At 63.7% G+C, this 23,285-nt stretch carries 24 protein-coding genes; 13 read left to right on the top strand and 11 right to left on the bottom strand.

What is annotated here, in order from left to right:
• The first annotated feature begins 130 nt into the window (after nucleotides 1-130).
• On the top strand, nucleotides 131-640 hold the full coding sequence (locus tag X265_RS15790; RefSeq protein WP_128965646.1) for a hypothetical protein: 510 nt from the start codon (nucleotides 131-133) through the stop codon (nucleotides 638-640).
• Here the strand turns inward: X265_RS15790 and X265_RS15785 are convergent.
• Together X265_RS15785 and X265_RS15780 are read right to left on the bottom strand one after the other, a co-directional pair.
• Nucleotides 637-1,149, bottom strand: coding sequence for a hypothetical protein (locus tag X265_RS15785; RefSeq protein ID WP_128965645.1), 513 nt, complete (start codon nucleotides 1,147-1,149; stop codon nucleotides 637-639). The two genes, X265_RS15790 and X265_RS15785, sit on opposite strands and share 4 nt — an antisense overlap.
• A 203-nt stretch (nucleotides 1,150-1,352) precedes the next feature.
• Entirely contained in the window at nucleotides 1,353-2,504 is a 1,152-nt protein-coding gene (locus X265_RS15780; protein WP_128965644.1) for a zinc-binding dehydrogenase, read from the bottom strand.
• A 396-nt stretch (nucleotides 2,505-2,900) separates the two neighbouring features.
• Here X265_RS15780 and X265_RS15775 point away from each other — a divergent pair, with 396 nt between their 5' ends.
• The 3 genes from X265_RS15775 to X265_RS15765 all read left to right on the top strand — a co-directional run bounded on the left by X265_RS15775 (nucleotide 2,901) and on the right by X265_RS15765 (nucleotide 5,798).
• Nucleotides 2,901-4,091 (top strand): MFS transporter, encoded by a 1,191-nt coding sequence (locus X265_RS15775; protein WP_164939009.1) that lies wholly within the window; start codon nucleotides 2,901-2,903, stop codon nucleotides 4,089-4,091.
• A 140-nt stretch (nucleotides 4,092-4,231) separates the two neighbouring features.
• On the top strand, nucleotides 4,232-4,843 hold the full coding sequence (locus tag X265_RS15770) for a PilZ domain-containing protein (RefSeq protein WP_128965642.1): 612 nt from the start codon (nucleotides 4,232-4,234) through the stop codon (nucleotides 4,841-4,843).
• 328 nt (nucleotides 4,844-5,171) lie between these two features.
• Entirely contained in the window at nucleotides 5,172-5,798 is a 627-nt protein-coding gene (locus X265_RS15765) for a transglutaminase-like cysteine peptidase (RefSeq protein ID WP_164938615.1), read from the top strand.
• Between the two features lie 111 nt (nucleotides 5,799-5,909).
• Here X265_RS15765 and X265_RS15760 read toward each other — a convergent pair whose 3' ends face one another.
• Genes X265_RS15760 through X265_RS15750 form a run of 3 tightly spaced genes read right to left on the bottom strand, consistent with a single transcriptional unit; the run spans nucleotide 5,910 to nucleotide 11,655 of the window.
• Complete coding sequence (locus X265_RS15760) at nucleotides 5,910-8,966, bottom strand: efflux RND transporter permease subunit (RefSeq protein ID WP_128965640.1); 3,057 nt, start codon at nucleotides 8,964-8,966, stop codon at nucleotides 5,910-5,912.
• Between the two features lie 35 nt (nucleotides 8,967-9,001).
• Nucleotides 9,002-10,117, bottom strand: coding sequence for an efflux RND transporter periplasmic adaptor subunit (locus X265_RS15755; protein ID WP_430648586.1), 1,116 nt, complete (start codon nucleotides 10,115-10,117; stop codon nucleotides 9,002-9,004).
• Nucleotides 10,114-11,655 carry an efflux transporter outer membrane subunit gene (locus tag X265_RS15750; protein ID WP_128969286.1) on the bottom strand — a complete coding sequence of 514 codons (1,542 nt, stop codon included), beginning with the start codon at nucleotides 11,653-11,655 and terminating at the stop codon, nucleotides 10,114-10,116. The genes X265_RS15755 and X265_RS15750 overlap by 4 nt, the downstream gene beginning before the upstream one ends.
• A 101-nt stretch (nucleotides 11,656-11,756) precedes the next feature.
• On the opposite strand from X265_RS15750, the gene X265_RS15745 reads away from it, so the two are divergent.
• Entirely contained in the window at nucleotides 11,757-12,515 is a 759-nt protein-coding gene (locus X265_RS15745) for a TetR/AcrR family transcriptional regulator (protein ID WP_244659316.1), read from the top strand.
• A gap of 23 nt (nucleotides 12,516-12,538) precedes the next feature.
• On the opposite strand, the gene X265_RS15740 is transcribed toward X265_RS15745, so the two are convergent.
• Nucleotides 12,539-13,246, bottom strand: coding sequence for a GntR family transcriptional regulator (locus tag X265_RS15740; protein WP_128965639.1), 708 nt, complete (start codon nucleotides 13,244-13,246; stop codon nucleotides 12,539-12,541).
• A 265-nt stretch (nucleotides 13,247-13,511) separates the two neighbouring features.
• Here X265_RS15740 and X265_RS15735 point away from each other — a divergent pair, with 265 nt between their 5' ends.
• From X265_RS15735 to X265_RS15710, 6 genes are all read left to right on the top strand, one after another.
• Nucleotides 13,512-14,498: an ABC transporter ATP-binding protein gene (locus X265_RS15735; protein WP_128965638.1), complete on the top strand. Its 987-nt coding sequence runs from the start codon at nucleotides 13,512-13,514 to the stop codon at nucleotides 14,496-14,498.
• Nucleotides 14,499-14,541: 43 nt separating this feature from the next.
• The gene (locus X265_RS15730) at nucleotides 14,542-15,831 is read left to right on the top strand and encodes an ABC transporter substrate-binding protein (RefSeq protein ID WP_128965637.1); all 1,290 of its coding nucleotides are present in this window, start codon (nucleotides 14,542-14,544) and stop codon (nucleotides 15,829-15,831) included.
• Nucleotides 15,831-16,790: an ABC transporter permease gene (locus X265_RS15725; RefSeq protein ID WP_128969284.1), complete on the top strand. Its 960-nt coding sequence runs from the start codon at nucleotides 15,831-15,833 to the stop codon at nucleotides 16,788-16,790. Before X265_RS15730 ends, X265_RS15725 begins: the two co-directional genes overlap by 1 nt.
• 3 nt (nucleotides 16,791-16,793) lie before the next feature.
• On the top strand, nucleotides 16,794-17,672 hold the full coding sequence (locus X265_RS15720) for an ABC transporter permease (protein WP_128965636.1): 879 nt from the start codon (nucleotides 16,794-16,796) through the stop codon (nucleotides 17,670-17,672).
• A 22-nt stretch (nucleotides 17,673-17,694) separates the two neighbouring features.
• Nucleotides 17,695-18,426 carry an aspartate/glutamate racemase family protein gene (locus tag X265_RS15715; RefSeq protein ID WP_128965635.1) on the top strand — a complete coding sequence of 244 codons (732 nt, stop codon included), beginning with the start codon at nucleotides 17,695-17,697 and terminating at the stop codon, nucleotides 18,424-18,426.
• A 238-nt stretch (nucleotides 18,427-18,664) separates the two neighbouring features.
• A complete protein-coding gene (locus X265_RS15710; RefSeq protein WP_128965634.1) occupies nucleotides 18,665-19,159 on the top strand; it encodes a hypothetical protein in 495 nt (164 codons plus the stop codon).
• A 215-nt stretch (nucleotides 19,160-19,374) separates the two neighbouring features.
• Here X265_RS15710 and X265_RS15705 read toward each other — a convergent pair whose 3' ends face one another.
• The 5 genes from X265_RS15705 to X265_RS15685 form a co-directional block, all read right to left on the bottom strand.
• On the bottom strand, nucleotides 19,375-19,749 hold the full coding sequence (locus X265_RS15705) for a hypothetical protein (RefSeq protein WP_128965633.1): 375 nt from the start codon (nucleotides 19,747-19,749) through the stop codon (nucleotides 19,375-19,377).
• Nucleotides 19,749-20,564 (bottom strand): PAS-domain containing protein, encoded by an 816-nt coding sequence (locus tag X265_RS15700; RefSeq protein ID WP_128965632.1) that lies wholly within the window; start codon nucleotides 20,562-20,564, stop codon nucleotides 19,749-19,751. The genes X265_RS15705 and X265_RS15700 overlap by 1 nt, the downstream gene beginning before the upstream one ends.
• Complete coding sequence (locus X265_RS41370; protein WP_128969283.1) at nucleotides 20,455-20,736, bottom strand: HAMP domain-containing protein; 282 nt, start codon at nucleotides 20,734-20,736, stop codon at nucleotides 20,455-20,457. Before X265_RS41370 ends, X265_RS15700 begins: the two co-directional genes overlap by 110 nt.
• A 77-nt stretch (nucleotides 20,737-20,813) precedes the next feature.
• Nucleotides 20,814-21,344 (bottom strand): gamma carbonic anhydrase family protein, encoded by a 531-nt coding sequence (locus X265_RS15690; RefSeq protein WP_128965631.1) that lies wholly within the window; start codon nucleotides 21,342-21,344, stop codon nucleotides 20,814-20,816.
• Nucleotides 21,345-21,421: 77 nt separating this feature from the next.
• A complete protein-coding gene (locus tag X265_RS15685; RefSeq protein WP_128965630.1) occupies nucleotides 21,422-21,751 on the bottom strand; it encodes a DUF6949 family protein in 330 nt (109 codons plus the stop codon).
• Nucleotides 21,752-21,973: 222 nt separating this feature from the next.
• Here X265_RS15685 and X265_RS15680 point away from each other — a divergent pair, with 222 nt between their 5' ends.
• On the top strand, nucleotides 21,974-22,687 hold the full coding sequence (locus X265_RS15680) for a hypothetical protein (protein WP_128965629.1): 714 nt from the start codon (nucleotides 21,974-21,976) through the stop codon (nucleotides 22,685-22,687).
• 187 nt (nucleotides 22,688-22,874) lie between these two features.
• Nucleotides 22,875-23,270 (top strand): PaaI family thioesterase, encoded by a 396-nt coding sequence (locus tag X265_RS15675; RefSeq protein WP_128965628.1) that lies wholly within the window; start codon nucleotides 22,875-22,877, stop codon nucleotides 23,268-23,270.
• Nucleotides 23,271-23,285: the final 15 nt, after the last annotated feature.

Here is a 23,285-nt window from a genome sequence, read left to right as displayed (position 1 = left end):
CATTGGCGACAGGGTGAACAGGCCCGGGAGGCTCGTCAGCGCGTTTTAGCGCGCTTTTGATCAGAAACGGCGGATTTTCGCGGTCATCTCGCCTAGAATGCGCGACATCGGACGTGCTGGGGACGCATGTATGACCACATCAGGTGAACGGCACTGCGGCGACTGCACGCTTTGCTGCAAGGTGATGGCCATCGAGGCGCTTACCAAGCCGGCGGGCACCTGGTGCGCACATTGCAAGCCCGGCCGCGGCTGCGCGATCTATGCCGGCCGGCCTGCCGAATGCGAAAGCTTCAGCTGCCTCTGGCTCGTCAGCGATCTCCTGGACGAATGCTGGAAGCCGAACCTTTCAAAGCTCGTCCTGACCACATCCGAGGACGGCGTCGAAGTCCGCTGCGACCCGGGCTTGCCCAATGCCTGGCGCAAGGAGCCCTACGCCACCGACATCCGCGCCTGGGCCGCCGAGGGCGAGCGCAATGACATGACGGTCGTCGTCATCGTCGGCCAGCGCATGATCCTGATTACGCCGGAGCACGAGTTCGATCTCGGCATCGTCGGGCCGGACGAACGCATCGTGCGCGAGCTCGAGGGGACGAAGGTCGTCGGCGCGAGCGTGGTGAAGGCTGCCGAGCTGCGGGTCTAATCCCTTGACGTCACCAGTCTGCTGACGCTGCCAGTAAGCCTTGTTCTGAGCCGCAGGACATAATCTTTCGCTGCGCGGCTCAAAGCCCGGATGGCACGCCAGGCCTCGGTTGCCTGCAGCCACGCCCTCATCTCCGTGAACTTACCATACACCCAGGCGAACGCTGGAATCCGCATCAGCTTGTCACGCGTGAGATGGAACAGGCGCTCGACCAGCACCAACTTCAGCAATTCGCAGCCAATGAACGCCGCCACACCGCTCAGGAACTGGCCGGTCGCGACGAGATACGCGGCCACCGGCTTGATCGGCTCCAGGATGATCACAGGCACGGAAAACAGCGCGAGCGAGGGATAAGGCGGCAGCGATCTGATCCAGGCGCGCAGCCGCTTGAACTCGAAACGCCGCGCCAACCAGCGCGAGATCGGCATTGCCACGGCCATGAACACCGCATCTACCAGGAAGTAGACGGCCGCCAGGACGTAGGTGATGGGTCTCAGAATCCGCTTCACGATGTTTTTCTCTCCCGTGAACTGAAAGCCGGAACATGGGCCTAAGTTTCACCACCGCGTGGATCAATCGCGGATTCCCTGTGGAACTTTCGGGGCATTCGGTTCGGGCCCGCCGGAGCCGCAGCACGTAGCCCGCATGGAGTGGCGCGAAATGCGGGAGCGGCAGCCCCGGACTACGCTTGCGCTCCATCCGGGCTACGATCTCACTCCACCAATTCCGGCCAGGGCACGATCGTCGACTTCACCGTCTTCATCGCCATCGCGTCCTTCACCGCCTGCGCAACGCCCTCTTCCGTGAACGGATAGATCGTCTGCATCTTCAGCCAGGGATATTTGTTCGCCGTGCGGTAGAGCATGTCGACGCCGAGCGGAAGATCGTTGCCGGTGAAGCCCCAGGATCCCAGCACGTTGAGGTCCTTGGTGCAGATGCGATGCCAGGACGTGTCGATCGAGCCGGCGTCGGTGAACTGGCCCATCTCGACATAGGTGCCGCCGTCGCGCAGCATCTCGATGCCTTCGGGGCCGGCGGTCGGATGACCCGAGCAATCCATCACGAGATCGGCGCCGAAGCCGCCGACGATCTCGCGGACCCGCGCGATACGCTGCTGCGGCGATTTCAACTCCTCGATGTTGACCGTCGCCTCCGCACCGAACTCGCGCGCGAGCTTCAGCCGCGGCTCCTCCGGCGCACCGACGCAGATCACGCGCCCTGCCCCCATCTCTCTTGCCGCCGCGACCGCCAGAATGCCGATCGGACCAGAGCCCTGGATCACGACCGTATCGCCCCAGCTGAAACCACCGGCCCGCGTGGCGCGGTTGAAGGCGCGGATGCAGGAGGTCAGCGGCTCCGACAGCGCGCCCAGGCGCAGCGACATGTCGTCGGGCAATCTGTAGATCTTGGTGCCCGGCAGCATGTCGAGATCGACATAGACATATTCGGCCCAGCCGCCCCACATGTGCGGCGCCTTGTCGAAGCCGAGATAGCGGCCGTAATAAACAGGCGTCAGGCATTTGTTGGCGGTTTGCGGATAGTGGATACAGTAATAGCAGCGGCCGCAGGGCATCAGCGGCGGGATCATCACTTTCGATCCGACCTGGAGCGGCTTGCTCATGAAGTCCTCGGTGAATTCGTCGCCGCATTCGACGATGACGCCGCCGAGCTCATGTCCCAGCGTGAACGGCCAGGGCAACGGCTTCGGCCAGTGACCTTTCAGGATATGCAAGTCGGTGCCGCAGACGCCGCACGCGCCGATCTTGATCAGCGCGCCCTTCGCACCGACCTTCGGCCACGGCACGGTGCGGATGACGGGCTCGGTGCCCGGTCCGGCGTGGGTGCATACGCGGATCTGGTCCATTGCTGTTTCCTCAATGCCCGTCTGTTATGATGCATGGTGCGGGCTGAAGCTGAGCGTATGTGAGATGCGCGATCGTGCCAAGGCGCAGTCCCGCAACCTGCCACAAACTCCATCATCATCCTGAGGTGCTCCCCTTGCGATGCATCGGCATCCCTATGGGAGCCTCGAAGGATGGGCCACCGGCGCGCTTGCGGCCCATCCTTCGAGGCGCGCAAGAGCGCCCACCTCAGGATGACGGTGGAGTATGTTGCGACATTGCATGGCTGCTGTTCAGGCACACTCTAGTATCTTGAGCCGCCTGCAGCGAACGTGTAAGGCCGCAAACATCCTACCTGTGGTGCCCGCTTGAATCCCCTTCCGCAAAATCCCGTGGCCGCGTCCGGATCGTTCGCGGCGATGAAGTCCGTGCCCTACCGGCTTCAGTTCATCGCCTATGTGTTGGCGATGATGGCCGACAATATCGAGCATGTGATCAGCTACTGGGTGGTGTTCCAGAAATTCCACTCGCCGACGCTGGGCGGCTTTGCCGTGCTGTCGCACTGGCTGCCGTTCCTGCTGTTCTCCGTCGCGGTCGGCGGACTCGCCGACCGGTTCGACCCGCGCCGCATCATCCAGTGTGGCATGCTGCTGTTCATCACGGCATCAAGCGGATGGGGATTCTTCTTCATCACTGACAGCATCCAGATGTGGCACGCGATGCTGCTGCTGGTGATCCACGGCTGCGCCGGCGTGCTGTGGCAGACGCCGAACCAGCTGCTGCTCTACGACCTGGTCGGCCCTGCCGATCTCCCGAGCGCGGTGCGGCTGAACGCGATGGCGCGCTATCTCGGCATCCTGGTGGGTCCTGCGGTGGGCGGCCTGATCATGCTGACGCTCGGCAGTCCGCACGGCATCATCTTCAACACGCTGTTCTATCTGCCGATGCTGCTCTGGCTGTTCTGGGCGCCCGTGCGCGACAAGAGCCTCGCTGCGCGACGCTTCGCGGTGCGCGGCTTCGCCGACATCCTGATGACCATTCGCGCCATCGGCACCCAGCCGGTGCTGACGGCCATGACCTGGCTCGCCGGGCTCACCTCCTTCATGATCGGCAACGCCTATCACGCGCAGATGCCGGGCTTTGCCGGCGATCTCGGCCACGGCGATCCCGGTGTGTCCTACAGCGTGCTGCTTGCGGCCGACGCCGCCGGCGCGCTGCTTGCCGGCATCGCGCTGGAATCCTGGGGACGGCTGAAAGGCACGCCGCGCACCGCGATCACGCTCGCGATGCTCTGGAGCGTCGCGCTGCTCGGCTTTGCATCGGTGCGGATCTATCCGGTCGCGATCGTGCTGCTGTTCTGTGCCGGCTTCTTCGAATTGTCGTTCAACACCATGGCGCAGGCGCTGGTGCAGCTCAGCGCCCCGTCCGACATCCGCGGCCGCGTCGTCGGCCTCTATAATATGGCCGGGCTCGGCATGCGGGCGTTCAGCGGCATCACCGTCGGCGTCGTCGGGGCGGCGATCGGCATCCACTGGTCGCTGGGGTTGTCGGCCGCGGTGCTGCTGGCACTGCTCTGCCTACTTTATGGGCGCGCAACCAGGAAAGCCTAGGGGCGGCCCGGCCGCCGTTGTGGCTTTTTGAACGCATTGTGTCGGTATGTATTCGCCGCGCCAAATCATAACGCGGCATTAACCCTATGCACCTTACGGTCGTGCCGGACTCCGCCCGGGCGGGGGGTCGGGTAGTGAAAATGGCGTTGGCGAACAAAAAATTTCTTCCGGCCACCGAGGAACGCCGGCGTTTCCAGCGGGTGAAGGTGCACCTGCTCGGCCGTTACATGCTGCCGGATCGCCGTGAATTCCCCTGCCAGGTGATCAACATGTCGCCCGGCGGGCTCGCGCTGCTGGCGCCCGGCATCGGCAATGTCGGCGACCGCGTGGTCGCCTATCTCGACCATATCGGGCGGGTCGAGGGCAAGATCACCCGGATCATCGACAACGGCTTCGCCATGACGGTCGGGGCGACGCCGCGCAAGCGCGACAAGCTCGCGGCCCAGCTGACCTGGCTCGCCAACCGCGACATCCTCAATCTGCCGGAGGACCGCCGTCACGACCGTATCGTGCCGCGCAACCCGATCGCCGTGCTGACGCTCGAGGACGGCACCAAGATGACCTGCCGCATCATCGACCTCTCGCTGTCGGGCGCCGCTATTGCCGCCGAGAACCGGCCGCCGCTGAAATCGATCGTTCTGCTCGGCCGGGTCCAGGGCCGCGTGGTCCGAAACCTCGAAGACGGCTTCGCCCTCGAGTTCATGCACGAGCAGCCGATCGAGACACTCGAAGAGAGCGTTACCGCGCGGTAAAGCGAAAGCGCACCAGCCCCCCTGGATTTCCAGCCTCGAAGGCGGCCTCCGCGATGCGGACGCCGTCTTTTTGCGTCCGGCTGCAGCCTCAAGCGGGTTAACGCACGGCCTTCCCAGCGCAGAATTGACAGTTCCGTCAGCGTTCCCGCGTTAATCGCTACAATTTGAATCAATTGCAGTCTTCTCAAATTTTATTCAAATTCGATTCAAGTATAGATCGAATTCGCTGCGCCTTTTACTTGCATTCGACTCGACTTGACTTGGCTGACTTAGCGGCAACTCAAAAGCTCCGTGCGCAATGTGGTCCCAACAAAAAACGGGGGCCGCAATGTTGGATTTCAGGGGACAGGGGAAGGCACTGGCACTTGCTGCCATGCTCTTCGGGATCAGCGCGGCAGCGCAGGCCGGTGAAAGCCGTCTGCTCTACGCGAGCCTCGGCGATACCACGCGTGCGCCGATCGGCTGGGTCGAGTTTTGCGCAGAGAATGCCGCTCAGTGTCAGGGCGGGCCGACACAGCCGCGCGACATCGTGATGTCGCAGACCGCGTGGCGCGACCTCGTCAAGGTCAATCGCTGGGTCAACGAGACCATCAAGCCTTTGACGGACCAGGACCACTGGGGCGTGGTCGAGAAGTGGTCGCTGCCGACCGATGGCTACGGCGACTGTGAAGACTACGTGCTGTTGAAGCGCAAGATGCTGATGGATGCGGGTTGGCCGCGCGAGGCCCTGCTCATCACGGTCGTGCGCGACAAGAAAGGCGAAGGCCACGCGGTGCTCACGGTGAAGACCGACAAGGGCGAGTTCGTTCTCGACAATCAGAACGAGAGCGTCGTTGCCTGGACGGAGACCGGCTACCGCTTCGTCAAGCGCCAATCGCAGAGCGATCCCAACGTCTGGGTTTCGCTCGGCGACACCAAGCCGGCGGTCTCCACCGCCAGCGCCAGAGATCAGTAGTCAACAGAGGACGAGTTACGCGACCCGGTCACATCCCCACCCCTCCCCGTCCCAGACCGGTTCGCGCGCGCCCAGCCATCCCCCAATGGCTGGGCGCAACCTTTTGAGAGCCTAGGCCGCGGCCGCGTGGGCTTGGAGCGGAGCCGGCCGCGCGATCAGCGCGTAGGCAACCGGCACCACGAACAGCGTGAACAGCGTGCCGATCGACAATCCGGTTGCGATCACGAGGCCCATATTGTAGCGCGACACCGCCCCTGCGCCGCTCGCCGTGATCAGCGGAACGACGCCGAGCACCATCGCCGCAGTGGTCATCAGGATCGGCCGCAGCCGGATCGCCGCGGCCTCGACGATGGCCTCGGTCACATCCTTGCCGGCCGCGCGCAGTTCGTTGGCGACCTCGACCATCAGGATGCCGTGCTTGCTGACGAGGCCCATCAGCGTGAGCAGCCCGACCTGGGTATAGATGTTGAGGCTCGCGCCGCCGAGGCCGAGACTGATGAAGATCAGCGCACCCGCGAGCGACATCGGGACCGACACCAGGATGATGACCGGATCGAGGAAGCTGTTGAACAGCGCCGCCAGCGCCAGGAAGATGATGATCACGGCGAAGGCGAAAGTGGTGACGAAGCCGCCCGATTCCTGCTCGAGCTGCCGCGAGGCGCCGCCGAAATCGACCGAATAGCCGGCCGGCAATGACTTCGCCAATTGCTTGAGCGTCGCGAGAGCGCTTCCCATGGACACATTCGGCATGGCGACGCCGGAGATCGTCGCGGCATTGATCTGCTGGAAGTGATTGCGCGATTGGGGAACCGTCTTGTTGTCGAGATGGGCGATCGTCGACAAAGGCACCATCGAATTGTCGCTGGCGCGGATGTAGTAGCCGAGCAATTGACCGGCCGTGAGGCGATCGTTCTGCCGCGCTTGCGGGATCACCTTGTAGGAGCGTCCGTCAAGGCTGAAGTAATCGAGATAATTGCCGCCCAGCATGGTAGCGAGCGCTCCGCCGACATCGCTCATCTTGAGGCCGAGATCGCCGGCCTTGTCGCGATCGAACATGACCATGGTCTGCGGCTTGTCCACCTTCAGGTCGGTGTCGAGGAAGATGAACTGGCCGCTCTTGATCGCCTCCGTCATGAAATTGCGCGAGACCTCGTCGAGTTCGTTGAACGATCCGGTCGTGCCGATGACGAACTGGATCGGCAGCCCGTTGCTGCCCGGCAGCGGCGAGGGCTGAAACGCAACGGAGCGGGTACCGGCGATGGTGTTGAGCAGGTTCTGGAAATCCGGCTGAAGCGTCTTGGTGGTGAGACTGCGCTGGTCCCAAGGCTTGAGCACCCAGCCACCGATCACCTGGGTCGAGGTGTCGATCTGGAACACGGTCTTCGTTTCCGGTCTGTTGGCCACTAGGTCGTAGAGCTGCTTGCCGTAGAACTGCCGCTGCTGAAGCGTCGCCGAGGGCGCCGCCGTGGTCAGCGAGAGGACGACGCCCTGGTCTTCGTCCGGCGCAAGCTCGCTGGTCGAGCTCGCGTAGAGCCAGGGAATGCCGGCGAGCAGCAGCAGCGCAAAAACGGCCACGACCGGCTTCATCTTGAAAACGGCCTCGAGCCGACGGCGATAGGCGCCGGAGAGCCATTCCAGCACATGATCGATCCGGCGCACCAGGCGCGCCTCCCAATCGGTCGCTTCGCGTTCAGTCCGGCGCAGGAGCCAGGCGCAGTTCATCGGCGACAACGTCAGCGCGATCACCGCCGACACCGTCACGGCGCCGGCGAGGGTGAAGGCGAATTCGGTGAACAGCGCACCGGTGAGGCCGCCCTGGAAACCGACGGGCACGTAGACGGCGATCAGGACCACGGTCATCGCAATGATCGGGCTCGCCAGCGCGCGCGCCGACTGGATGGCGGCTTCGACCGGCGCCACACGCTCGTCGATCAGCCGGTGCACGCTCTCGACCACGATGATGGCATCGTCCACGACCAATCCGATGGCGAGGACGAGCGCCAGCAGGGTCAACAGGTTGATCGAAAAGCCCATCAACAGCATCAGGCCGAACGTGCCGATCAGCGACAGCGGAATCGCGATCACGGGGATCAGCACCGATCGCCATGAGCCCAGGAACATGAAGACCACGACGATCACGATCAACACCGCTTCCAGCAGCGAATGGACGACCTCGCTGATCGAAGAGTTCACGAAATCGGTGGAATCATAGAGCACCTCGCCGACGAGACCGTTCGGCAACTGCGTCTTGATGTCGGGCAGCACCGCTTTCACCCCGTTGATGACGTCGAGCAGATTGGCCGTCGGCGCCGCCTGGATGCCGATATAAACCGCGGTCTTGCCGTTGAACCTCGTCTCGCTGTCGTAATCGTCGTTGCCGAGCGTCACGTTCGCCACGTCGCGCAAGCGGATGATGGCGCCGTTAGCGCTCTTGATCACCAGATTGCGGTACTGCTCCAGCGAATGCAGATTGGTCGAGGCCGCCAGATCCACCTGCACCAGCCGGCCTTTGGTGGCACCGAGGCCCGAGATGTAGTCGTTACCGGACAGCGCGGTCGAGACGTCGCTCGCAGTCAGGCCGTAGGCCGCGAGCTTGTCGGGATCGAGCCAGGCACGTAGCGCGAACTTCTTGGCGCCCAGCAACTCCGCCGTCTGCACGCCCGGGACCGCCTGAAGCCGCGGCTGCACCACGCGCGTGAGGTAGTCGGTGATCTGGTTCGGCGCCAGGACTTCGCTGGCGAAGCCGATATACATGGCGTCGATGGTCTGGCCGACCTTGAGCGTCAGCGTCGGCTGCTGCGTGCCGCTCGGAAACTGGTTGAGGACGGAACTGACTTTGGCATTGATCTCCGTCATCGCCTTGCCGGAATCGTAGTTCAGCCGCAGATTGACCGTGATCGTGCTGGTGCCGGTGACGCTGCTCGACGTCATGTAGTCGATGCCGTTCGCCTGCGCGATGGCGTTCTCCAGCGGCGTCGTGATGAAGCCGGCGATGATGTCGGAATCCGCGCCTGCGTAGGCCGTCGACACCGTGACGATCGCATTCTGGGTCCGCGGATATTGCAGGATCGACAGCGTCGACATCGAACGCAGCCCGAGCACCAGGATCAAGGCGCTGACGACCAACGCCAGGACCGGGCGGCGGATGAAGATATCGGTGAAACGCATCGCTTTTGGCTGCCTGCTCGTGCTCGTGGCCGGGTCTATTGATCGACGATGTCCGGCGCGGCTTCCGCGACCGGCACGTGGGAATTGTCGACCTTCACCGGGCTGCCGTTGCGCAGCTTGAGCTGGCCCGCGATCACCACCGTCTCGCCCGGACTGACGCCTTCGGTCACCGCGATGCGGTCCCCCTTCGGCGACCTGGTCTTGACGAACATCTGGCGCGCGATGCCCTGCCCGTCGTGAAGGTTATCGACCAAATAGACGAGATCGCCATAGGAATTGTTGACGATCGCGGTCAGCGGCACGGTCACCACCTGCTCCGGCTTTCCGACGGCGATCTCGACCTTCGCGAACATGCCCGGCAGCAGCCGTGCCTCGCCGTTGCGCAGGGTGGCGCGGACCTGGACGTTACGGCTCGTCGAATCGACCTTGGCATTGATCGCCGTGATCTGCCCGGTAAAGCGCTCGCCCGGAAACGCGTCGACCGAGATCGTGACGTCCTGGTTGATGCTGATCGACGCCAGCGCCTGCTGCGGCAGGTAGAAGTCGACATAGATCGGATCGAGGCTCTGAAGGGTGACGATGGTGGTACCGGCGCTCAAATACTGACCGAGATCGACGGCGCGAATGCCGAGCCGGCCGGCAAACGGCGCCTTCAGCGTCTTTTGCTCGACCACCGCCTTCTGCTGATCGACCAGGGCCTGCGCGTTCTTCAGATTGGCCTTGTCGCCGTCGAGCGTCGCCTGGCTGACCGCGGAGAACTTGATCTGCTCCTCGTCGCGCTTGAGCACGATCGCGTAGTTCTCGGCGGTCGCTTGCAGCGAGTTGAGTTTGGCGACGTCGTCGGTTGCGACCAGCGACAGCAGAGGCTGCCCCGCCGCGACGCTTTCGCCGGAAGAGAACTGGATGCCCTGGACGATGCCGGCAACCTGAAGCGCGAGATCGGCGCCATTCACTGCCCGCAGCGAGCCGACCGCACTCAAGGTGGTTTGCCATGGTGCGTTGGCGGCGACCACGGTCGACACGGTCTGCGGCGGATTAGCCATGCCGCCGATCGCCTTCCTGATCATCATGTCCTTGAAGGTCTGAAAGCCGTAGAGGCCGCCGAACAGGATGGCCATCCCGCCCAGCATGATAGTCATGCGTTTGATCATCGCATTGCGTCCTGGGTTTTCTTGTCGGAGCCGGCGAAATAGCCGGGATCGACGCGCGGCAGCGCGTCGGGGGTTTCGTCCGTCCGATTCCACCAGCCGCCGCCGAGCGACTGGAACAGCGCGGCCGTATCGGTGAAGCGCGTCGCCTGCGCCTTGATGCGCGATACGCGCGCATTGAGATAGGATTGCTGGGCGTTGATGATGTTGGCATAGGGGACGGCGCCGGTCTTGAACTGCTCGACTGCCATCGCCAGGCTGTCCGCAGTGGCCTTCTCCGCTGCGGCCTGCGCCTTCAACGTCGCGGCGTCGTACTGGACCGCACGCAGCGAATCCGCAACGTTCTGGAAGGCGGTCACCACCGCGCTCTTGTAAAGCGCGAGATTCTGCTCGAACGCGGCGACGTCGGCTTCCTTGGTGTGGTAGAGCGTTCCGCCGTCGAATATCTTCTGGCTGACGCTGGAGGCCGCACTCCAGACGATGGTGTCGGGCGAGAACAGCCGCTCGGGACCGCTCGCGCCATAGCTGGCGGACAGCGTGAGCTGCGGCAGCAGGTTGGCGATACCGACGCCGACGGTCGCGGTCGCCTGATGCAGCGTCGCTTCAGCCTGCCTGATGTCAGGACGCTGCCGCACCAGTGCCGACGGCAATGACAGGGGCAGCCGACCCGGAAGGCGCAGGTCGACGAGCCTGACATGCTCACCACGGTCCTGGCTCGGCAGCCGCCCGAGATACGCCATCAGCTGGTCGCGCTGCTGTGCCAATTGTTTCTGAAGCGGGGCCAGCGTCGCCTTCGCTTGAGCGAGCGTTGCCTCCTGCGACAGCACGTCCGATTTCGAGATCGCACCGATATCGAACTGGTGCTGGATGCGCGCGAGCTGATCCGCCTCGGCCTTGATGATCTCCTCGGTCGCGCTGATTTGATCGCGCAGCGAGGCGTCCGTGATCGCGGCGGTGACCACGTTGGCCGTCAGCGTCAGATAGGTCGCCTCGAGCTTGAAGGCCTGGTACTCGGACTGCGCCTGCAGGGCTTCGACTTGCCGCCGCGTGCCGCCCCAGAGGTCGAGAGCATAGGAGACGCTGACCGAGGCGCCATAGAGCGTGTAGGTCGAGGCCTGCGCCGGCCATTGGCCTGACTCGGAGGTCGACGCCCGATCGCGCTCGGCCGATCCGTTCGCCGTCAACTGCGGAAACAGGCTCCCCTGCTGCGCCAGCACGTTCTCCCGCGCGTTGCGCAGCGCGAGTTCGGCCGCCTTGACGTCGGGGTGATTGCGAACAGCTTCCCCGACGAAGGCGCTGAGCTGCTTCGATCGAAACAGCGTCCACCAATACGCGGACACGTCGCTGCCGGACGCAAAGCCCTGCGCGTTGCCGCCTGCAACCGGAGCGCTGGTCGTCGCCGCGGGACGCTGAGGGGTGAAACCTTCGACGCCCGGGCTCGCGGGCGCGACGAAGTCCGGGCCTACAGCACAGGACGCAAGCAGAACAGCCGGAAGGAGCGCGCCCGCCCGGGAAAGTGCCTTGCCCGGCCGGCCCGCCAGGACGGAGCGCCTGCGCCGGCGCGGGCCGGGATGGTCAGATGTCACAGAACTAAACCGTTTAGTTTTCTATCGCGGTGATGTATGTTGCTAGAGTCAGGAAAATGTCAAGCCGTGAAGAATTGCAGAACATGACTGCTGCCGCCCAAAAGCCGCAAACACGACGGGCCTCGCCTCGGATCGACGTCGGCGAACCCACGCGCGCCAAGGCCAAGCCCCGCCAGATTCTCGACGCCGCGCGCGAACTGTTTCTCGAATCCGGCTTCGACACCACGAGCATGGACGCGATCGCACGTCAGGCCGGCGTGTCGAAGGCGACGCTCTACGTTCATTTCGACGACAAGGACGACCTGCTGCTGGCGCTGGTGATCGATGAATGCCACCGATTCGGACCGAAGACCCTGTGGCAGGATAACGGCGAGCCGATCGATCTCAGGAAGGGACTGCGCACGATCGCAAGGACGTTCCTCGAAGGCTTTCTCGACCAGCGCGGGCTGGCGATGCACAGGTTGATCATGTCATGCGCCTCCCGCTATCCGCGCGTGGCCGACGTCTTCATGAAAGCAGGACCGGAGCGCTGCGACGCCGAGGTCGGCGCCTTCCTGCGCGCGGCGCAAGCGCAGCAGCTCGTCAAGATTCCAGACATCAAGCTCGCGGCGACGCAATTTCTCAGCCTGATCCAGGGCAAGGAAATCCTGAAATGGGCATTGTCCATGAGCGCGCCGAGCGAAGCCCAGCATCGTGCCCTGATCGAGGGCGGCATCAACGTGTTTCTCGCCGCATATGAGCGTAATCCGGCCGCTGCGCGACAGCCCGAAAAACAGAGGCGCGCCCGTTCAGCGAAAGCGCGCGCGAGACGATAGGATCGAGCGGTCCGCGAGCGGCGTCATGCGCCCAGCACGTCCGCGAGCCGCAGCTCGTCGGCGGCGGGATCCTTCAAGAAAAGCTCGGCTTCGATCTCGTTCAGATGCGACAGCATCTGCACGCGCGCGGCCTCCCTGTCGCCCTCGCGGATCGCGGTGACGATCTCGGCGTGATGTTCGGTGCCGCAGGCGGGCGTGTCGTGACGGCGATAGAGCAGGATGATCAGCGAGGAGCGCGCGATCAGCTCCTTCAGGAAACCGAGATAGATGCTGTGGCCACTCATCTCGGCGACGAGCCGGTGAAACTCGCCGGAGAGTCGGACCGAGGCGCGCGCATCGCCGCGCAGCTCGGCCTCGCGCTCTTGCGTGAGATGTTGCTGCAGGCGTTCGATCCAGGCCGGCGAGACGAAGTCGACTGCATGATCGACGATGGTGGGCTCGATCAGCCGCCGCGCCTCGAAGACCTCGCGGGCGTCCGCCGGCGTCGGTCGGGCAACGAAGGCGCCGCGGTTCTTCTCGATGTTGACGATGCCCTCATGCGCAAGCTGCTGCAGCGCGGTGCGCACCAAGGTGCGGCTCGCGCCATAGATCTCGCCGATCTCGTCCTCGCCAAGCTTGGTACCCGGCAGCAGACGATGCTCGAAGATCGCCGCGCTCACGCCCTCCCTGATCTTGATTACTCGATCGCTCACGTCGGGCGCATCGGATTTTTGGCGGGGTTTCGCGGCCATCAGTTCGAAGGGGCGGGTTTGAGGGCTCGATCAAGGTTCGAGCTCGGATGGTAGTCGACCAGTTGTATCCAATCACAGGCGAAACTTTATACAATCTTCGCCCATTTCGTGTGCATGTCCCGCGCGCCCCATGCGCCGCACAAACGCGCCGGATTCGAACTAACGGACTGACTCCGCTGCACAGTTTTCGAGTTCGACAATTTTGGCGCCGTTGGCACGGACCTTGCGGAGAGAGGCGCAGCATCGCCCCTCTCGCGGACACGCCATGGCCACTCCCGCCGCTCTCGAACTGGTCGCCGTCACCAAGCGCTACGACACGACTATGGCGGTCGACACCATCAATCTGAAGATCCCCGCCGGCACCTATTGCTGCCTGCTCGGCCCGTCCGGCTGCGGCAAAACCTCGACCTTGCGCATGATCGCCGGCCACGAGGCGGTCAGCGAGGGCGACATCATCCTCGGCGCGCAGAACGTCACCGATCTCGAGCCCGCCAAGCGCGGCACGGCGATGATGTTCCAGTCCTACGCGCTGTTTCCGCACCTCTCCGTGCTCGACAATGTTGCGTTTGCCCTGAAAATGCGCGGCGTCGACAAGCCGACGCGGCACAAACGCGCCGGCGAGCTGCTAGAGCTGGTCGCAATGACCCCCTACGCCGCTCGGCTTCCGGCACAACTCTCCGGCGGCCAGCAGCAGCGTGTCGCGCTCGCCCGCGCGCTGATCACCGAGCCGCAGATCCTCCTGCTCGACGAACCGCTGTCGGCACTCGATCCGTTCCTGCGGGTCAAGATGCGGGGCGAGCTCAAGCGGCTGCAGCGCGAGCTCGGCATCAGCTTCATCCAGGTTACCCACGGCCAGGAAGAGGCTATGGCGCTCGCCGACCACATCGTGGTGATGAACCAGGGCAGGATCGAGCAGCAGGGCTCGGCGCGCGACATCTTCCACCACCCCCGAACCGAATTCGTGGCGCGCTTCATCGGCGGTCACAACGTCCTCAGCGACGCCGGCAACCTCATCGCTGTGCGCGCCGATCAGCTCGGCATCGTGCCGTTCACTGACGGCGCCTTCGGCGCGCCGGCGCTGCTGACCCAGACCGAGTACCAGGGCTCCTACATCGCCGTCTCGCTCACGCTCGAGGACGGCACCGCCCTCTTCTCGCACGTTCCCGAAGCCACCTTCGACGTCCACCCGTTCCGTCCGGGCGATCGCGTGCTGGCGACCTGGGATCCCGCCAAGGCGCAACGCCTGCAATAGCGCCGTCATCACAGAAAATGCGCAACACAGAGGAGTGACTGGAATGACCGAGACGACCAAGACTTCAGGCGTCAGCCGCCGCACGCTACTCAAGGGCACCGCAGGTCTCGCGGGCCTCGCCGCCGGCTCCGGCGCCATCACCGGCTTCCCCTACGTCATGTCGGCCGAGCCGAAGGTGCTGCGCTATCTCGGCACCGCCGTGAACGAAGGCGACGACATCTCCAAGCAGTGCCTGAAGGACACCGGCATCAAGATCGAATACATCACCGCGACCACCGACGACGTCACCAAACGCGTGATGACCCAGCCGAACTCCTTCGACGTGCTGGATACCGAATATTTCTCGCTGAAGAAGCTGGTGCCGTCGGGCAACATCCTTGCCCTCGACGCCAAGAAGATCAAGGAATTCGACAACATCACGCCGGTGTTCACCAAGGGCGAGACGCCCGGCGGCAAGAAGATCGGCGGCCAGGGCACCGCGCCTTGGAAGGTGCTCTATCTCGAGGGCAAGGACTCCAAGAAGTTCGCGACCTCGGCGACCGAGTTCGTCACGCTGATCCCCACCGTCTACAATGCCGACACGCTCGGCATCCGCCCCGACCTGATCAAGCGCCCGATCAGCTCTTGGTCCGAGCTGCTCAACCCTGAATTCAAGGGCAAGGCCTCGATCCTCAACATCCCGTCGATCGGCATCATGGACGCCGCGATGGTCGTGGAAGCCACCGGCAAGTACAAATATGCCGACAAGGGCAACATGACCAAGGAGGAGATCGATCTCACCATGAAGGTGATGACGGAGGCGAAGAAGGCCGGCCAGTTCCGCGCCTTCTGGAAGGATTTCAACGAGAGCGTCAACCTGATGGCCTCAGGCGAGACCGTGATCCAGTCGATGTGGTCGCCGGCAGTGACGAAGGTGCGCTCGATGGGCATCGCCTGCACCTTCCAGCCGCTCAAGGAAGGCTATCGCTCCTGGGCCTCCGGCTTCTGCGTTTCGAAGGGCGTCTCGGGTCCGAAGCTCGACTGGGCCTACGAGTTCGTGAACTGGTTCCTCTCAGGCTATGCCGGCGCTTACCTGAACCGCCAGGGCTACTACTCGGCCGTGCTCTCTACCGCGAAGGCGAACATGGAGCCTTACGAGTGGGCGTACTGGATGGAAGGCAAGCCGGCCGAGAAGGACATCAAGGCGCCGGACGGCTCGCTGCTGGAGAAAGCCGGCGCGGTGCGCGACGGCGGCTCCTACGAGGACCGCATGGGCGCGGTCGCGTGCTGGAATGCTGTGATGGACGAGAACGACTACATGGTCCGCAAGTGGAACGAGTTCATCGCCGCGTGATGGATACGTCCGACAACATCCTGCAACAGGCATCCCCGGACCTCGTCCGGGGATCGGACACGGCGCGCCCGGCGAGAGCGGCGCGCCTGTCGCCCTCTTTCGTCTCCTGGCTTCAGGCCGGGCCGATGATGCTGGTGTTTCTCGCCTTCTTCCTGATTCCGCTCGTCTTCGTCGTCATCGTCTCGTTCTGGGACTACAACGAATATCAGCTGCTGCCGGCCTTTTCGGGCCGCGGCTACACCGACACGTTCGAAGGCTGCATCGCGCAGCTTCCCGATCTCTGCACCATCGCAAAGACCTATCTGAAGACGCTCAAGCTGTGCTTCCTGGTCTGGGCCATCACGCTCTTCATCGGCTTCTGGGTCGCCTATTTCCTTGCCTTCCACGTCAAGTCCAAGACCTGGCAGATGGGACTGTCGTTGCTTTGCACGATCCCGTTCTGGACCTCCAACGTGATCCGCATGATCGCTTGGATCCCGCTGCTCGGGCGCAATGGCCTCGTCAACTCCGGCTTGATGAAGACGGGCCTGATCAACCAGCCGGTGGAATGGCTGTTGTTCTCCGAATTCTCCGTGGTGCTGGCGCTGGTGCACCTGTTCACCTTCTTCATGGTGGTGCCGATCTTCAATTCCATGATCCGCATCGACAAGTCGCTGATCGAGGCGGCCTATGACGCCGGTGCCACCGGCCTTCAGACGCTGGTCAACGTGGTCGTTCCGCTGGCAAAACCCGGCATCGTGATCGGCTCGATCTTCGTCATCACGATCGTCATGGGCGACTTCATCACCATCGGCGTGATGGGCGGCCAGCAGATCGCCGCCGCCGGCAAGATCATCGAGACGCGGGTCAACGCACTGCAATTCCCGGCCGCAGCCGCCAATGCCGTGATCCTGCTCGTCATCACATTCCTGATCATCACCATGATGTCACGCATCGTCGACATCAAGAAGGAGCTGTAGGCGATGAAGGAAGGACGTCCGCGCAGCTTCTATGTGCTCGCGATCTTCTTCGCGGCCTATGTTCTGTTTCTCTACGGCCCGATGATCGCGATCTACGTGCTGTCCTTCCAGGGACCGCAGGGCGGACTCACCTTCCCGATGAATGGCGTGTCGACCTACTGGCTGACCAAGCTGTTTCAGGGTACCGGCATCATCGATCTCGGAGCGTCCTTCCGTCGCTCGCTGCTGCTCGGCGTCATCGTGATGGCGGTCACCGTCGTGCTGTCAGTCGCCGCCGGCATGGCCTTCCGCAGGAAGTTCAGAGCGCAGAGCATCCTGTTCTACTCGGCAATCGCCAGCCTGATCGTCCCCTCGATCATCACCTCGCTTGGGATCTCGCTGGAATTCCGCATCATCGACGACCTGATCAAGACGCATTGGAACGAGAATTTCGAAACCTCGATGGGCCTTTTGACCTCCGGTCTCGGCGCGCATCTGACGTGGACGCTGCCGTTCGGCCTGCTGATCATGTTCGCGATCTTCAACCGATTCGACCCGCGCCTCGAAGAAGCCGCGCGCGATCTCGGTGCGACACCGTGGCAGGCCTTCCGCTACGTCGTGCTGCCGATCATCCTGCCGTCGGTGATCGGCATCGGCCTGTTCGGCTTCACGCTGTCCTGGGACGAGCTCGCGCGCTCCAGTCAGGCGATCGGCGCGGTGAACACATTGCCGCTCGATCTCCAGGGCCTCACCACGACGGTGACCAACCCGGACATCTATGCGCTCGGCACCATCATCTCCGCGGTGTCCTTCGCGGTGATCACGCTTGCGCTCGGCACCATCCACATGCTCAACAAGCGGCAGGCGGCCAAAGGCTCGGACGCCGGCAAAGGGCTTGTCTGACAAAGGGACTCGTCTGATCACGATGCGACTTCACGTCGTCAATCCCAACACGACGGCCTCGATGACGGCGAAGATCGCCGCGGCAGCGCGCGCGATCGCGCGGCCCGACACGGTGATCGATGCGCGCCAGCCCGCGATGGGACCGGTCTCGATCGAAGGATTTTACGACGAGGCCTTCGCCGTTCCTGGCATGCTCGGCTGCATTCGTGAAGCCGACCGCGACGGAGCGAATGCCCACATCATCGCCTGTTTCGACGACACCGGCCTCGACGCTGCACGTGCCGTGGCGAAGGTGCCGGTGATCGGCATTGGCGAAGCCGGATTCCACATGGCGAGCCTGGTCGCCGCACGCTTTGCCGTGGTGACGACGCTCGGTGTCTCCATCGTACCGATCGAGCATAATCTCAAGAAGTACGGCGTTGCCGACCGCTGCGCCCGCGTCCGCGCCGCCGAGGTCCCCGTGCTCGCGCTCGAGGAACGCAATACTGAAGCGCTCGGCAAGATCTCGGCCGAGATTCTGGCCTCCATCCGCGACGACCGCGCCGAGGCCATCGTGCTCGGCTGCGCCGGCATGGCCGATCTCGCCGCCGAGCTCGCGGACAAGCACGGTCTGCCCGTCATCGACGGCGTCGCGGCTGCGGTGGCCCTGGCTGAGGGGCTGGTCCGGCTGGGCTTAACGACGTCCCGGCTGGGCCCCTACGCTGCGCCGCGAGCGAAATCCTATTCCGGTCCGTTTGCGCCGTTTCAGCCCTAGGCCCGCGATCCGCGCGTAGCGGGTGTTGGGCGTACCCCAATACTCCCCTGCTCGAGGCCATTTTGGCGCGGATGGGGGAACTGTGGCCTTGTTCCAGCTACGCTTTTCTCCCCGGCGGCCACCTTTTCGTCCCAATTGTTGCCGAACTGTAACGCTTTCGGGACGTCCCGGCCGCCTTGTTCGTTCTTGTGCTGCCGCTCTTCGCCACTCACCAAGTTCAATTTGGGTTTTGTCAGCGATGATCGATCTCGCAGAGGACACACCGTCCAATCCCCTCTTCCGTCTCGGTGCCCAGCCGATCGCGCTGACGGCTGCGGCGCTGCTGCTGCTGATCGCCGGCGTCACCTCGATCGCGATCTGGCGCGCCTATACCGGCGCCACGCCGGAGACCGACCGGGTGGTCGCCTCGCGGCAACTTCAGGCGCGCGCGGCGCAAGCCTCCGAGCAGCTCGTCGAGAAGACCAAGGGGTTGGAGGCGACCCAGCAGGAATCGATCGATCAGCTTCAGGTCGTGCAGGACCAGCTTTCGACCATGAAGCGGCTGCTCGCCTCGCAGCAGGCCGACACCAAGCGCCTGTCGGAGCAGGTCGCCAATCTGAACGAATCCATCGACGGATTGCGGCAATCCTTTGCCTCCGCCCGCGCCACCGAGGCCGAGACACCCGCGGTTACTTCGAAGAAACCGGCGCGTCACCGTGTCCATGTCAGCGCCCGCAAACGCTCTCGCGGCTGATTGGATCCAGGGCGACCGACTTTTATTTTCGCCAGATGTGAAATGGATCACATTCGTCCGTGTGATTCCGCGCGATGTTCGCTCATACCGGATGGCGTGAGCCGATTTCAATATCCGGGGCTGGCAAGGTCGTTGACGGTATACTGCGTCAACGGCCTTGTTTTTTAAAGTCCCGGTATTTGGATGCCTCGCCGGGTACCCCTTATCCGCAGCCGCTATTCACAGACCTGAGCGCGGCGGACACGCCAGCCCGATCGAGTCATCACGCGCTGGCGCACAGGATAGCATTGCGCACCATAGTCCTCGTAACCGAGGCCGTAATAATAGGGATCGCCGTAGTAAGGATAGCCGTAGCCATAAGCGCCGTAATAGCCGGCGCCTGCGATGCCGGCACCGATTGCGACGCCCGGCCAGAAGCCGCCGCCATGCCAGCCGTGGCCCCAGCCGCCGTGACCCCAGCCCCCACCATGGAAGCCACCGCCATGGAAGCCGCCGCCATGCCCGAAACCACCTCTCGCCTGCGCGGTCTGAGGCGCTGCGAGACCGACCGCAACAACGGTCAGTGCGGCCATCATCATCTTGCGTAACATCAACTTACCCTCCGCGTGGAAACGCTCCACGCTTCAAACAAGGCCAAGCTAACGTCGCTCAAGCATAGACGATAGGCGGGATAGCTCACTTCCGCGCGAGCGTCAGTAGACCGCGCGTATTGCGCAGCGCCGAGCCGAGCCGGCCATTGCGCGGCGGCGCCCATCTCCTTGCCGAGATCCTCGACCATGGTCACGAAGATATGCGAGTCCTCTTCGGCTCCGCCGATCTGGAGGCGCCGCCACGATACCTGGCGTCGACCGCGGATGGGGTTGTTGATCGTATCGGTGATGGGCTCGAGTTGCTGCTGCTGGGCTAGCAGCTGCTTGTCCCGCTGCTCGATCAGATCGGCAGTCTCCTTGGAAAACAGTTCGCGCGCCGTCTTGCCGACGATTTCGGCGCGGGACATGCCGATCTGCTTTTCGGCAGCCTTGTTGATGAACAGATAGCGCAGGTTGCGCGCATCCTTGGCGATGATGCCTTCGGTCACGTTCTCAATGATGGTGGCGAGGAAGCGCTCCATCCGTTCGAGCATGCGCTCGCGTTGGCGTTGTTCGGTAACATCCTCCTGCACCGACACCCAACCGCCGCCGTCCATCGGTCGTTCGTAGATCTTGATGGTGCGGCCGTCATTGAGATTGATCTCATAGGCAGCAGGCTCTCGCTTGGCGATCCGGTCGAGAACAGCCGCGACATACTTCGTGACATCACCACCGAACAAGCCGCTCTTGACCCGGTGCTGGAGGATTTCCTCCAGCGTCGATCCGGCCTGAATCGTGTCGGGGAGATTGTAGATCTTGCGGTAGTTGGCGTTCATCCAGCTCGAATATCTGCGCGACGGCGTCGCGGAAGTTCTGCACGGCGCGCGCCAGCCGACCGATCTCGTCGTAGCGGGCAAGATGCGGCACCTGGCTCCTGATGTCGCCTGTCGTGATGCGATCTGTCGCCTGCGCAATATCGGAGAGAGGAGCCAACACCGATCCTCGCATCACGACGACGTTGAGCGCGCCGAGCAACAGCGCCGCGAGTCCGTGGCCGCGCGGGCGACGCGCGGCCAGCGCGGGCCTCAGCCGATCCGCTTCAGCCCCTTCTTGAAGCGCGGGCCATTGGCGACGTAGAACCTCGCCGCGCTGCCCATCCGCTGCACCTGGGCGTCGTCGAGCGTGCGGATCACGCGCGCGGGCGAGCCGATGATCAGCGAGCGCTCGGCAAACTCCTTGCCCTCGGTGATGACGGAGCCGGCGCCGACGATGCTGTTGCGGCCGATCCTGGCGCCGTTCATCACGATCGCGCCCATGCCGATCAGCGCGCCCTCCTCGATCGTGCAGCCGTGCAGGATCACATTATGACCGACGGTGCAGTCCTTCCCGATCACGAGCGGAAAGCCGAGATCGGTATGACAGGTCGAGCCGTCCTGGACGTTGGCGCCCTCGCCGATCTCGATCCACTCATTGTCGCCGCGCAGCACCGCGCCGAACCAGACGCTGGCGCCCGGCTTCAGGCGCACGCGGCCGATCACGGTCGCGGTCTCCGCGATGAAGTAATTGCCGTCAGAAGGAAGATCGGGCGCTTGCCCGTCGAGCTCGTAGATCGCCATGGAGGTCTCCTGTCGCCTCAAGCCATAGCGAAACGAGGGCGCGGAGGCAAAGGGCCGCCGCGCAGTCCTGGAAAGCGTCAGCCCAGCACGCCGGTCGCGCGCAGCGTCATCAGGAAGAAGGTTCCGCTCATCATGCTCCAGAAGCCGGCGATGACGGTCGCCATCATCACGAATTCGAAGCGGCGGCTTTCCAGCCGCATGCCCCGCAGCGTGTTGCGCATGATGATGAAGGGCGCCGCGAACACCAGGAACGGTACTGCTGCAAAGGTCCGGGGAGCGACGCCCTCCTGCAACAGTCCGAAGCCCGCAGGCCGCTGCGAGAGGGCCTGGTATCCGTTTGCGAGCGCGCCCGCGAGTGCGAAGCCGATGCAGATCGAGAAGAAAGTATTGAGAGCTTCGGGTGTCATCGGAGCAGTCCGCCTTAACGCAACGCGAGGTGCTTTCCTGTGACAAATAGTGCCGGTTAACGCTACATTATCCTTAAGGGAAGGTTAACGATCCCGCCCGCCGCGCGCAGAGCCAGTCCCGTTCCCCCTCACCGGGAACCCCTCCGCGAATTCGCCGCCGCATGGCATATTCGCCGGTGATTCGTCGGCCGCCGGCCGACTTCCGGTCTCTTGCGCGACGTCATGACGGTGTTTTCGGCAACCTCTCCTCGGTCCCCCGGCGCAGGCGCAGAGACGCGTGCCCATCTCGTCCCGTTAGCGCTCACCGGCGTGGTCGCGGCGGGTGCGATCGCCCTGGTCGCTTATCTGCTGTGGCCGACCTGGAGCACGGGCGGCACTGATGCACCGGACAAGTTGCCCGTGAGCGTCGGCGGCACGCTGTTCAACCTGCCGCTTCAGGCGATCCGGATGAAGATCCAACGGCACTCCGGACCGCAGGAGCGCATCGACCTCGATTTCCTCTATCCCTCGCTGGAAGTACCGAGCGGTCCGAGGCACGTCACCGCCGACACCGTCGACACGGCCATGCAGCCGATCGATCGCATCTTCCTGTCAATCGCGGCGCATCACGATGCGCTCTCGCCGGAGCAGCGGACGACGACGATCTATCCGCGCTATCTCGACCAGGCCGCCACGACGCCGGACGACGGATTGACGATGCGCCCGTTCCGCAGCGACACGCCCTATGGCAGCGAGGATCTGTATTCCGCGACGTCCCCCGCACTGACCGCGCGCTGCACGCGCGATGCATCGACGCCCGGCATGTGCCTGTCCGAGCGCCGCGTCGGCGCCGCCGACCTCACCTTCCGCTTTCCGCGCAGCTGGCTGTCGCAATGGCGCGACGTCGCGGACGCCATGGACAAGCTGACGGCGCAGCTGCGCGGGCCGCACGGCTGAAGCCGGCCGCGACAAGAACTCGAAAACAACCCCATGCACAGTAGCCAGGCGACTGGCAATCCCTGCATTTCTCGCGACTTCGCTTTTTTCGAACTTTAGCTTGACCCGTCGGGCAAAACAGGAGCATAGTGTCATCATCGGAAAATTCGAATGATGCAAAGCCGGGCTCCACGCCGGGAGGGTCTATGTGAGCGAGGTGACAGCAAATCTTCCGCCCGGGGCTCAGCTGCTCGGACGCGAATGGATCGGCACGGACGAGAACGGGGATGCGCTGATTCGCTTCCAGGCGCAGGTCGCATTCACCAACAGACACGGGACGGTCCAGGGCGGCTTTCTGGCGGCGATGCTGGACTCGGCGACGGGGATTTGCGCGCTCGCAAGACTCTCGCCTGGCTTGACCGTGGTCACCAGGAACCTCGACACGCGTTTCCTGAAACCTGCGGCAGTCGGACCGATCACGGCGCGGGCGCGTGTGGTCGAGCAGACGGAGCGCGACATGGTCGTAGAGGCCGAGCTCGTCGACGTGCAGGACCTTACGGTCGCCGAAGCCACCGCGCGGCTGCGAATTCTTGCGAAGAGCTAGAACCTGGAGATCGCG

The organism is Bradyrhizobium guangdongense, from assembly GCF_004114975.1.
GTDB classification, from domain to species: Bacteria; Pseudomonadota; Alphaproteobacteria; order Rhizobiales; family Xanthobacteraceae; genus Bradyrhizobium; species Bradyrhizobium guangdongense.
Note: the sequence above shows the minus strand (reverse complement) of the source record. Positions and strands in the feature narration are given on the sequence as shown.